Genomic DNA, 12,767 nt, shown 5'->3' with positions numbered 1-12,767 from the left:
AAACAATTTTTTACTCATAATTCTCCATCTCCGCGTATTTCTCTATGTTGTTCTTTAAATTATACAAAAAATACCCTATAGAAAGAGCACTTTTTTAAGTGTCTATTCTATAGGGTACATTTTAAAGTGCCAGTCCCTTTCTTTTAAAATCATTTTACTGCTTTTGCTAAATTAAACAGCGGGCTTTTGTTCAGCAAATTGGCTATTATATAAATCAGCGTAGAAGCCATTTTTCGCAAGCAATTCAAGATGATTTCCTTGTTCAATAACCGTTCCATGATTCATAACAAGGATAATGTCGGCATCTCTAATTGTAGATAATCGGTGAGCGATGACAAAGTTTGTTCGACCTTGCATTAAGGTTGTCATGGCCTTTTGAATGAATACTTCTGTCCGAGTATCTACGCTACTTGTCGCTTCATCTAAGATCATAATAGGAGGGTTGGCTAAAATGGCACGCGCAATCGTTAATAATTGTCGTTGACCTTGAGAAATATTAGATGCTTCTTCATTAAGGACCGTATCATAGCCATCTGGCAATGTCCGTATAAAATGGTCGGCATGAGCTGCTTTGGCTGCCTTATAAATTTCTTCCTCTGTTGCATTGAGACGACCATAGGCAATATTTTCTTTTATCGTTCCATTGAATAGCCATGTATCCTGTAGCACCATTCCAAATGTTTTCCGTAATTCTTCACGTGAAATATCTTTGATATCGATGTCATCAATTTTAATCGCACCATTATTTAATTCATAGAATCGCATTAAAAGGTTAATTAAGGTTGTTTTTCCGGCACCTGTAGGACCAACGATAGCCACGGTCTGTCCTGGCTGAACATCGATATTCATATCTTGGATAATGATCTTATCATCTGTGTAGCCAAAATCTACATGTTCAAAGGAGACTTTTCCTTTTACAGAAGGTAATTGTTCTACCTTTACAGTTTCTTCTATTTGTTCTGGCTCATCTAATAGTTCAAATACACGTTCAGCTGCCGCGATGGTGGATTGAATAATATTGGCGATATTCGCTGTTTGTGTAATCGGTTGAGAGAGCTGCTTTGAATATTGGATAAAGGCTTGAATATCACCGACCGTAATAAAGCCTTTTGTTACATAAATACCACCAACAATACAGATGAAGACGTAACCGAGATTACTGACAAAAGACATTAATGGCATGATAACCCCGGAAATAAATTGTGCACGCCAACCAGCATCGTATAATTGTTCATTTACTTCATCAAATTGTTTTTTTGCTTTTTCTTCATGACTAAATGCTTTAATAATGGGATGTCCTGTATACATCTCTTCAATGTGACCGTTCAATTGACCAAGCGAGCGCTGCTGTTTAGCAAAGTATTTTTGTGAACGGACCATAATTGGCTTAAGAACAAAAACGGAAATTCCGGTCGCAGCAATGCTAATCAGTGTAAGCATTGGGCTAATGGTTAGCATCATGATAATAATCCCGATAATCGTGATAAATGATGTGATAAATTGTGTAATACTTTGCTGTAAGGTCGTACCAATCGTATCGATATCATTAGTTACACGGCTTAACGTATCACCATGTGAATGATTATCATAATATTTAAGAGGCAGGCGGCCTAGCTTTTCATCGACGGCTGATCTTAAGTCGTAGACTACTTTTTGAGCAACTCCGGCCATAATGTATTGCTGTAAGTAACTAAAGAGGGCACTGATGACATAAAGTCCTATTAAGATGAGTAATATTTTTCCTACATAGTCAAAATCAATCTCTGCCCCTGGTACCCCTTTAAATTTCATCATAAGACCTTCAAAGATTTTAGTGGTCACTTTTCCCATCAGTTTCGGACCAACAATCATGAAAACTGTGCTAATAATGGCGGTTAAAAATACCGCTATTAGATGGAATTTTCTTGATTTTAAATAAGTGAGTAATCGCGTTAGTGTTCCCTTGAAATCCTTTACCTTTGCACCTTGAACCATCATGCCGCCGGGACCACCGCCAGGTCGTGGTCCTCGAACCGGACCACGGTTGCGCGTGGCTTGTTGTTTTTCCTCACTCATGCGATTTCCTCCTTAGACAATTGGGACTCTACGATTTCTCGATAAACGGAGCATGTTTCTAATAATTCCCTGTGAGTTCCAATTCCTGCGATTTTTCCTTCGTCAAGAACGATAATTTGGTCAGCATTTAAGACAGTACTTACACGTTGAGCCACAATTAGGACGCTGGCATCACCAGTTTCCTTTTGGAGTGCAGCACGCAGTTTGGCATCTGTTTTAAAGTCTAGAGCTGAAAAACTATCGTCAAAAACATAAATATCTGGTTTTCGTACTAAAGCACGAGCAATGGATAGGCGTTGTTTTTGACCACCGGAAAGATTTGTTCCGCCTTGTGTTATATAGGAATCATATCCTTCTTCCATTTTTTCAATGAAGTCAGCTGCCTGTGCTGTTTGAGCAGCATGTTTGACTTCATCATCCGTTGCATCCTCTTTCCCATAACGAATGTTTTCATTTATGGTTCCGGAAAAGATGATTGCCTTTTGTGGAACAAAGCCTATTTTGGATCGCAAATCCTCTTGGGACATTTGAGTGATATCAACGCCATTTATTCGAATGGTTCCAGAGCTAATGTCATAAAATCTTGGTACAAGATTGACGAGAGTCGATTTACCAGAACCGGTTCCACCGATAATGGCTGTTACCTGACCCGGTGTAGCCTTAAAGGAAATATCCGCTAAAGCCGACATTTCTGCGCCTGGATAGCTGAATGCCACATGGTCAAATTCGATATAGCCATGTTTCTGGTCACTAGATTGAGTGTTTTTTGGATTGACAATGCTTGGTTCTAATTCCAACACTTCATTAATACGAACAGCTGAAGCGGATGCACGAGGAATCATCACAAACATCATCGCAGCCATCATTAAGGCAAACATAATTTGAGTGACATATTGGATAAAAGCCATTAAGTCGCCAATTTCCATACTGCCATGATCAATTCGTATTCCGCCGAACCAAAGGATGGCAACGGAGGTTAAATTGAAAATTAATAACATAACAGGCATCATAAAGGCCATAATTTTGTTGACCTTAATCGAAACATTCATTAAATCATGGTTTGCTTTTTCAAATCTTTCTTGTTCATAGGAGTCACGATTAAAGGCACGAACCACCCGAACTCCAATCATTCCTTCACGAAGAATCAAGTTTAATTTATCGACTTTCTTTTGCACCATTTTAAATAGGGGAAGGGCTTTTCTTTGCACCAAAATAATCGTAATCATTAATATCGGTGTAATCGCAAGAATGACAAGGGAAAGCTTTGCATCCTTCGATACCGCCATAATAACACCGCCAACAAACATAATGGGGGCGCTAAGCACCATACGCATCAGCATAACGAGCACAAACTGAATCTGCGTTATATCATTGGTTGTCCGCGTAATTAAAGAAGCCGTCCCTACTTTATCGAATTCATGAAGAGAAAAATTCTCTACATGCGAAAATACTTTTTTACGTAAGAGCTTTCCGAATCCCATGGATGTTTTTGCGGATAGATAGCTGACTAAAACCGAACAAATTGCACCACCTGCTGAAACACCTAGCATGAGCATTCCAATTTTGACAATATAATGCGTATCTCCTTTTATGACTCCAGTATCAATGATGTCAGCCATTAAGGTTGGTAAATATAATTCTGACATAGATTGAATAAAGACGAAAAAGAGTACCCCTGTAATAAGCCAAGCAAAAGGCTTCAAATGACGAAATAATTTTAACAACGTTGATCTCCTCCAAGGCTGGTCTTTAATCTACCGGATAATAATTCATATAATTCAGTATGAATCGAAATGAGCGTATTGATTTTCTCGTTTGGTAATTGTGTTAAGGCACGATTCATCTTTTGGTAAAGACCATCAGGGTCCTCAAAGATTTCTTGTACTTTTTGTTCGCCTGCATCAGTTAGTTGGAGCTGGACCTCTCTGCGATTATTTTGTGGGATGATCCTTTCTAATAAGCCTGATGAGACTAAACCTTCGATGCTTGTACTGAGAGTGCTTTTAGAGAATTGTAGATGCTCTACTAAAGTCTTTTGCGGCATTACCTCTCCAGCTTGAATGACCTGCAAAATCCAAAACTGTGGCATTGTTAAATCGCTCTTTGAAATAACGTCTAAACCCCATTTTCGAAAAAGCTTGTGAATTTCCCTAAAGGAAAGAAGCACTGTTTTTGTCAGATCGATTTCAGGGTTTTGATCCATCTGGCAACACCTCCTTTTGTCTATGTGCGAAAAGTACAATATAAAACTGTCCAAAAATGAATAATTAATTTAATTAACTAATTTAGATAGTATACCCCCTACTACTCAGATGTCAATTGAAAACATAGATCCATAAAAATACCCATTATTTTAGGGCTTTTCTTGTACTTAAAGAAAGTATAAATTGGCAGCAATGATGAAAATTCGACGTAGAAGCCAATTTTAGGAATTAAGTATAAGTGCACAAAGGGAGGCTTCTGAGAGACGCTTCGCAGCCGAAAAAAGAGTTCTTCTTTTTTTCGGTGAACTACGCCTCTGTCTTCGACTGAAGGCTCGCCAATCAGCGAGTTTTCTTTAAAAAAGGCAAAAAAACAGGATCTCTTATGAGAGATCCTGGACCGTTCCTTATTATTGATTAATCATCACTACCCAAAATACCAAAGATTCTTAAAATACTAATGAACAGATTGATAAAATCAAGATAGAGGTTTAGCGCCATTAAAGGGATATCCTCGGCACTAACGCGATAATGTTTCATACGATTGAAATCAAATAAAACGTAGCCACTAAAAACGAGTACTCCAATAAAAGAGTAGGCGAGCATGGCCGTTGAGCTTAATGGCCAAAAGATGTTGAAAATCGAGATTGCAACAAGAGCAAGGAGCGCAGCCATTAGCATACCGCCTAAGAAAGACAAATCCCTTTTCGTGGTTGTGGCATAAACAGCAAGTCCTGCGAATACTACCGTTGTCGTTCCAAGCGCTGATAATACTAGGTTAGCGCCTATTGTTGCAACATAGTGTGCGATAATGGGGTATGTGGTTATTCCTGAAATAAACGTAAAGGCATAGACGAAAGAATAGGAAATAGCTTTTTTTCTTCTAAGGAAAAAGGCGCCGATTAACATAATAAATTCAAGAATCGCTAATGGGAGAAACAGGGATGGCGGAACAAATACTCCTGCCATTGTGCCAATAAAAGCAATGGCTAAAGATAAGGCAAATGTCCTCAAAACAGAAGGCATGTACCGATTTGTTGTTTGTGCATACATAAAATTTCTTCACCTCTAATAATGAATTGTTTTTTTAGTAATACGGTTGAATGGACGGGAAGTTTCAATTTTCTTTCGAAAGATTGACTTGTTTTTGAAGTAAATCGCGAATTTCCGTGAGCAATTCCTCTTGGCGGTCTACTTTTATCTCTTCTGCAGGTGGATCTGCTTTTCTTTTTAAGCGATTAAGAATGCGGACGAAGAAAAAGAGAGAAGAGGCAATAATCAGAAAATCCACAACGGTTTGCAAAAACAGCCCATATTTTATTGTAGCGTCCTCTAATGAATATTCAAGTTTTGTGAAACTTATGCCTCCAAGCAGTAAGCCGATTAAGGGCATAATCATGTCCTTAACAAGAGATGAAACGATTTTACCAAAGGCACCACCAATAATGACACCAATTGCGAGATCAATTACATTGCCTTTTAGGGCAAATTTCTTAAAATCCTGCCACATATATATTTATCCTCCTGCTTTATGTCATGTAGAAAATCTCTATAAGGATTAGGCTATGCGGATTGAAAAAAAATAGCCGGCACAAGAAAAAATGTGACAGCCAAGTTTTTTTAGCATTTTGTTGATTAAAATGCCCAATCGCCATTACGGAAAATTGGCTCCGTTTTTCCGTCAGAAGTGATTCCGTCGATGTCCATTTGCTTTCCGCCAATCATGAAATCTACATGTGTAAGGCTTTCGTTAAGACCATTAGCGGCAAGTTCTTCCTTCGACATTTGCTTTCCGTCTTCGATGCAAAATGCATAGGCACTTCCAATAGCTAAGTGGTTAGAAGCATTTTCATCAAATAAAGTATTATAGAATAAAAGGTTTGATTGTGAAATAGGAGAATTAAATGGGACTAATGCGACTTCCCCTAAATAATGTGAGCCTTCATCAGTTTCTACAAGACCTTTTAAGATTTTTTCTCCTTCTTTTGCTGTCACATCCACAATACGGCCATTTTTAAATGTAATGGTAAATTGGTCGATGATGTTTCCTGCATAGCTTAATGGCTTCGTACTGGAAACAACCCCATTCACGCCTGTCTTTAGAGGAACTGTAAAAACTTCTTCAGTCGGCATATTCGCCATGAATTCATCACCTTTGGCATTATGGCTGCCGGCTCCAACCCATAAATGCTTTTCAGGTAATTCGATTGTAAGGTCTGTTCCAGGTGCTTTGTAATGCAATTTATGATATCTTTTTGTGTTTAAATATTGCACCTTTTCATGTAAGGTTTGATCATGGTTTTTCCAAGCGGCAACAGGGTCTGCTTCATTAATTCGAGTAGATGAAAAGATGGCATCCCATAGTTTGGAAACGCGATTTTCCTTTGGCTCATTAGGAAATACCTTATCAGCCCAAGCTTCAGATGGTGCGGCAATGACGGTCCAACTTACTTTATCAGATTGGACATAACGGCGGTAAGTCTGAAGGGCACTACCTGCGGCTTTTTGGAAATTCGCGATGCGAGTATGATCAACTCCTTTTAATAAATCCGGGTTAGATGAATCAATTGCAATAAAGGCTGCTCCATTTTCGGCAAGTTCTTCCGTTTCTTTTGCTCGCCATTTTGGATATTCAAGAAATACATCATCTGGTGCTAAATCATACCGGATACGAGAAACTTGGTCGTCGTTCCAGTTGACAATGACATCTCTTGCCCCAACTTCATATGTTTTTTTAACAATTAAGCGTACTAAGTCAACCGCTTCTAATTTCGTATTAATTACGACCGTTTGCCCTTTTTGAACATTCACTCCCACTTTTACTACTAATTCAGCATATTTTTCTAAGTTTTCTTGGAAATTTGTCATCATGTTTTCTCCTTTTATATTCGTTATTCTTATTTTAGCCCTTTTATGTAAAAAAAGGAAATTATATCCCCGTAAGTTTATATGGTTTTCTGGTAGGAAAAAATGGGGATTTTTTAGTTTCATTAGTCCGCCTTCTTAGCATTTAAATTGCTTCATGCCCGATGTGCCTTGTTTTTTGTTTTTCATGAATGGTGAACATGATGGCATAGAATAGTGCACTAATCATGGCTAATACGCAAAGTACGACGAAGGTCCAGTTATAGCCAATCCAAGTGGTCATTGGAATGGAAATGGGAGCTATGGTGCGCCCAATCGTCCATCTGAGACTTGCTGCCGCAAAATATTGGCCACGCATATGTTCAGGTGAAATTTTGGAAATAAAGCTTTGCTGTAGTCCTGCAGAAGAAAGCTCGCCAAAGGTATAAACCGCCATGGCAAAAATTAATCCCCAAATCCAATGAGTTTGTGCAAATAGAATCATAGAGATTCCGTAAGTGACAGACGACAGAATAAACACATTTTTCTCTTTATATTTTGTCATCCACTTTGTCACGATGACGGTAAATAACGCCACAAGTAAACCATTTTCTGCAAGAACCAATCCATACGCCTGTGGACCATCCATTGAGAGAGTCCAATCTTTTATTGAAAATATTTTTTGACCATGGATAAATTCTTTCATATATACTGGGAGCAATAAATCAAGCTGAGCACTTGTTTGACAAGCCAAAATTCCACCTAGGATAAAGAGAAGAAATACTTTATCTTGGAGGATGATTCCATAATCTTTAAATTGCTTAATCACATTGGTGTACCAAGAGGCATTTTTTGTGATTTCTCCAATAACCATCGGAGCGGTTTCCCGTGTCCATTTTGATAAAGTGACAGAAAGGAGAATGCAAATGATTCCAGAAACGATTAATAATTCGAAAAGATAATTTTCATAAAAAATGGCTCCAAAAAGAGGTCCAACCACTACAGCAATATTAATGGCCGTATAGAAGACAGCAAAAACATTACTTCGCTCCTTCTCGTCTACAACATCGGCAACCATCGCTTGGCTTGCAGGCCAATAAATCGAACCAAAAAAGCCTACTAAAGCAAAACTAATAAAGGCAAGCATAGGTGAGGTAAGCCAGGGTGAATTTCCCATTGCGAACAGGAAAAAGCACACTCCCTGACCAAAAGAGGACAAAATCATCATGGTTTTGCGCCCAAATCGATCTGCACAATATCCACCTATGAGATTGGCAAAGACCGATAAAACTTGTGAAATTATTAGCAAAAGACCTGCTTTTCCCTTGCCAAAAGCATCGGCAAAATAAATCGTTAGAAAGGGGAAAAACATCCAATAGGTAATATTCATCGCCCCTTCACCAAAAAGGCGAATTTTTAAATTAAGATCCCAGTTTCTAATTTTCATGGTGTCTCCTCGCTTAAAATTCGAATACCGTTATCATACTATTCAGAATGAACTCATTTCAAGTTAGTAGTTTAATAGGGCAAAGGATTTTTGATAAAGTGAAACTTCCATCAGTGGGGGTTTTCGACGCACAGGACGTGAAGTGTGCAGACGTAGCGATTGACGTCGCGCTTTTAGTCTGCCATTCATCCCCCACTGATGGTTAGTCACGCAGAGCCTGATTGATTTTTCTAAGGGCTGAAGCCCAAAGAAAAATCTTATTTCACTTATCACGCTCATAACGCCACGTCCTGTGGCTTCGCCTGACTAGGACCTTACCCTCGTCGGACCTTTACGGACAGTTGATTTCCCACTGATCTTCTTCGTATTCTCAGAATCTTGAAGTGGGAGTCAAAATGTCCGTTAAGAGTGGGATAAAGTTTTTAGAAGGGAGTTTGTGGATAAGAACCTTTCTAATTGTGTATAAAAAAAGGTTATCCATAAAGAAATCATTTCTTTGTGGATAACCTCTTTGAAGGATTTAATCGAATTTTAAACCTTTTAGTGCTTCGGCGAACGCATTATTAATAGGTTCTTCCTCTTCTTTTTGTTGGTTTTTCAAGTATTTTTGTACATCTCGCTTGGATACCTTTCCGCGGGATTCCTTTTCGCGTCGGGCTTGGAAGGCGGATAGTTTTTCGCGATATCCACATTGACAGGCAAAGATTTGTCCTTCCCCTTCGCCTCGAAGCTCCAGTTTTTTATGGCACTGTGGACAACGGGCATTGGTGATACGCGCTACATTTTTACGATATCCACATTCACGGTCTTGGCATACAAGCATTTTTCCTTTTTTTCCGTTCACTTCAAGCATTGGTTTTCCACAGTCTGGACAAGTTTTTGTGGAAATATTGTCATGCTTGAACTTTTTATCACTTGATTTAATAGCTGCTACGATTTCTTTTGTATAGTTTTTCATTTCATTGATAAATACTTCTTTTTTTAGCTTACCGTGGGCGATTTGATCAAGCTTTTGCTCCCATTTTGCCGTTAAAATAGGAGATTTCAATCCTTCCGGAACTAAATCCAATAATTGACGACCTTTTGAGGTAATATGGATGTCCTTCCCACGCTTTTCAATTAAAAATGAATTAAATAGCTTATCAATAATATCTGCACGTGTCGCAACCGTTCCGAGACCACCTGTTGATTTTAATGTTTCCGCTAGCTGTTTATTATTTGTTTCCATGTATTTCGTTGGATTTTCCATTGCGGAAAGGAGAGTAGCCTCATTAAAACGAGCTGGTGGCTTGGTTTGTCCTGAGGTTTGTGTGATTAGCTTAATACTTAAAGTATCTCCTTTCTCAATCCGAGGTAAAATCTGTTCCTTCAAATCGTCTGTAGCTTCGTCCTCTTCATAACGATTTTCATAAACCTCCTTCCAGCCAAGGAAGTTGATGGTTTTTCCGCGGGCAACAAAGTTCTCATCGCCGATTTTGGCACGAAGCGTTAATTGCTCGTATTCATATGCTGGGAAGAACACGGCTAGGAAACGTTTAACCACCAAATCATAAATTTTTCGTTCTTTATCGTTAAAGGCAGAGAAGTTCACATAACCTTCTGTTGGAATAATTGCATGGTGATCAGATACTTTGCTATCATCGACGAAAGCCTTCGAAGTTTTAAGCGGCTTGGATAAAATTTTATGAGCGAGTGTTCGGTATTCTCCAACACCGCATGCTTTTAATCTTTCAGGTAGTGTACTGATAATGTCGGATGAAAGATAACGAGAATCTGTCCGAGGATATGTTAACACCTTATGTTGCTCATACAGTTTTTGCATGATATTTAATGTTTCTTTTGCTGAATATCCAAAGATTTTATTGGCATCCCTTTGGAGTTCGGTTAAGTCATAGAGACCCGGTGAGTATGATTTCTTTGCTTTCTTTTCTATCTCATGAACAATTGCCTTTTTTTGATTATCTATTTTTTTCATGAGTTCATCGATTTTTTCTTTATGAAAGCTCCGACTGTTTCCATTATGATCCTGCCAAGTTAACTTTAATTGGTTGGTTGTTTGTGCTTCTATTCCATAATAGGTTTGTGCCTTGAAATTTTTGATTTCTTCCTCGCGTGCAGCAATCATAGCGACAGTCGGTGTTTGCACACGACCGCAATTTAATTGAGCATTGAATCTGGTCGTTAATGCCCGTGTTGCGTTAAGACCGATATACCAGTCAGCTTCTGAGCGAGCAACGGCTGAAGCATATAAATTGTCATAGGCTTTTCCGTTTTTTAGATTGCTGAAGCCATTTTTTATGGCCTTATCAGTGACCGAGGAAATCCATAGTCGTTTAATGGGCTTATTGATTTTCACCTTATCAATAATCCAACGAGCAACTAATTCACCTTCTCTCCCTGCATCGGTTGCAATCACAATCTCATGGACATCTTTTCGCAACAGCTGGCTTTTCACTGCGTTAAACTGCTTTCCAGTTTGCTTAATAACGGTTAATTTCAAACGATCTGGAAGCATCGGAAGATCTTCTAATTTCCATGTTTTATATTTCACATCGTAGTTTTCTGGATCTGCAAGAGTGACTAAATGTCCCAGGGCCCAGGTAACGATGTATTGATTACCTTCAAGAAATCCATTTCCTTTTTTATTACATTTCAGTACACGGGCAATATCACGTGCAACTGAAGGTTTTTCAGCAATGACTACACTTTTTGCCATAGTTTTAAAACATCCTTTCCAGTTTCCGTATGTTTACTATAGCATACGCTCTAAAGGGAATCATCCTACAGAAATTCTTAAGGCAGCAAAAAGAACCGTCCACAAAATGTACGGTTCTACTAGAAGTTGGCAAGCGGATTAGACGGAATGCTTCACAAGGTCTTGGTGACGGACAACAATCGTTAATAAGACACAACCGCAGAGTATTAATAAGGAGCTTGTCGTTATAAAGACGGCGGAGAATCCAAAGTAGCCGGAAACAAATCCACCTAATAAGGGGCCAATCATATTTCCAAAGAATCTTAAACTAGTATTATAGCCAATAATTTCACCCTGCATGCTGATAGGTGCTTCTTGTCGTAGGTAAGCAATTTGCACAGGGACAATTCCTCCAAGAGCAATCCCAAGAATAAAGCGAATAATGACTAATTGCCATAAATTGGTGACAATTGCGCCAGGCATGTAGGCAATTCCTGCTACGAAAAGAAGGATAACTAATACCTTCACATATCCATGCTTATCTGCGATTTGTCCCCAATTTCGCGACATGAGTAAATTCCCAAGACCGGCAACAGAAAAAGCAATCCCAGAGTAGAAGGCAATGTTTTCTTTCCCATGTAATTCTGTGACATATAGTGAAAGTATTGGTTGAATGCTAAAATGAGCAATTTGAATAAGGGCAGAAATGAGCAATGCGGTAAGTAAAACAGGATTTTGGGCTATATGCTTAATTAATTCTTTACTGGAGTGAATGGTTTTTGTACTTTGTTTATCATGGATTCGATATTCTTTCGTGAACAATACGAGAAGGGCTGAAATTAATATCGAAATAGAAGTCCATTTAAAGGTTGTAGAATAGCCAATGGCATCGGCGATCACTCCACCAAGAATTGGACCAAGTAACGCACCCGTAATGGTTCCAGTCTGTAAGGTCCCCAGTACTCGCCCAGCAATTTGTCTTGGAGTCTGCGTTGAAATAAAGGCTTGTGACATGGAAATAAAGCCAGAGAAAAATCCCATAAAGAAGCGCAAAATAAACAAATGCCATACGGAATGAACATGCCCCATTAAGAAAATGGATAAGGCCATTCCAAGTCCGGAAAAGATTAGGATTCTTTTTCGTCCATACCGATCCCCGATTTTTCCCCAAATCGGTGAAAAGATAAAAGCGGAAACAAAGGTTACCCCAAAGGTGAGTCCTGACCAATGCTGTACATATTTTTCGGTGAAATCCCCGAAGGTCTGAATATACAAAGATAAAAATGGAAGTACCATCGTCATACTCGAATTAACGAAAAAATTGGCAAACCACATAATGTACAAATTCCGTCGAGCAACTTCTTGTTGATTCATTACAAAACACTTCTTTCTAAAAACATTTCGTATTCCTAAATATTAACACATTAAAATATTATAATAAAATAAATCGAATTGTAGTGAACAAATAGTGAATGTTTTGATGGTGAGATAGATTGGAATATTTCGTTTCATTTTTGAGGATAAT

The 12,767-nt window shown here is 38.6% G+C and carries 9 protein-coding genes; all 9 read right to left on the bottom strand.

The window, feature by feature from the left end; genetic code table 11:
* Positions 1 to 171: 171 nt before the first annotated feature.
* Complete coding sequence (locus tag ACE38V_RS15915; RefSeq protein ID WP_375842692.1) at positions 172 to 2,055, bottom strand: ABC transporter ATP-binding protein; 1,884 nt, start codon at positions 2,053 to 2,055, stop codon at positions 172 to 174.
* Positions 2,052 to 3,779 carry an ABC transporter ATP-binding protein gene (locus tag ACE38V_RS15910; protein ID WP_375842690.1) on the bottom strand — a complete coding sequence of 576 codons (1,728 nt, stop codon included), beginning with the start codon at positions 3,777 to 3,779 and terminating at the stop codon, positions 2,052 to 2,054. Before ACE38V_RS15910 ends, ACE38V_RS15915 begins: the two co-directional genes overlap by 4 nt.
* On the bottom strand, positions 3,773 to 4,258 hold the full coding sequence (locus ACE38V_RS15905) for a MarR family winged helix-turn-helix transcriptional regulator (RefSeq protein WP_375842688.1): 486 nt from the start codon (positions 4,256 to 4,258) through the stop codon (positions 3,773 to 3,775). The genes ACE38V_RS15910 and ACE38V_RS15905 overlap by 7 nt, the downstream gene beginning before the upstream one ends.
* 415 nt (positions 4,259 to 4,673) lie before the next feature.
* Complete coding sequence (locus ACE38V_RS15900; protein WP_375842687.1) at positions 4,674 to 5,309, bottom strand: Bax inhibitor-1/YccA family protein; 636 nt, start codon at positions 5,307 to 5,309, stop codon at positions 4,674 to 4,676.
* A 64-nt stretch (positions 5,310 to 5,373) separates the two neighbouring features.
* Positions 5,374 to 5,766, bottom strand: coding sequence for a large conductance mechanosensitive channel protein MscL (gene mscL, locus ACE38V_RS15895; RefSeq protein ID WP_375842686.1), 393 nt, complete (start codon positions 5,764 to 5,766; stop codon positions 5,374 to 5,376).
* Between the two features lie 125 nt (positions 5,767 to 5,891).
* Positions 5,892 to 7,124: an aminopeptidase gene (locus ACE38V_RS15890; protein WP_375842684.1), complete on the bottom strand. Its 1,233-nt coding sequence runs from the start codon at positions 7,122 to 7,124 to the stop codon at positions 5,892 to 5,894.
* A 142-nt stretch (positions 7,125 to 7,266) separates the two neighbouring features.
* On the bottom strand, positions 7,267 to 8,547 hold the full coding sequence (locus ACE38V_RS15885) for an MDR family MFS transporter (RefSeq protein WP_375842682.1): 1,281 nt from the start codon (positions 8,545 to 8,547) through the stop codon (positions 7,267 to 7,269).
* A gap of 520 nt (positions 8,548 to 9,067) precedes the next feature.
* Positions 9,068 to 11,263, bottom strand: a complete 2,196-nt coding sequence (locus tag ACE38V_RS15880) for a DNA topoisomerase III (protein ID WP_375842680.1) — start codon at positions 11,261 to 11,263, stop codon at positions 9,068 to 9,070.
* Between the two features lie 138 nt (positions 11,264 to 11,401).
* Entirely contained in the window at positions 11,402 to 12,616 is a 1,215-nt protein-coding gene (locus tag ACE38V_RS15875) for an MFS transporter (protein ID WP_375842678.1), read from the bottom strand.
* Positions 12,617 to 12,767 lie beyond the last annotated feature (151 nt).

This window comes from Cytobacillus sp. Hz8 (genome assembly GCF_042263505.1).
In the GTDB taxonomy this organism is placed as follows: Bacteria; Bacillota; Bacilli; order Bacillales; family Cytobacillaceae; genus Bacillus_BE.
Note: the sequence above shows the minus strand (reverse complement) of the source record. Positions and strands in the feature narration are given on the sequence as shown.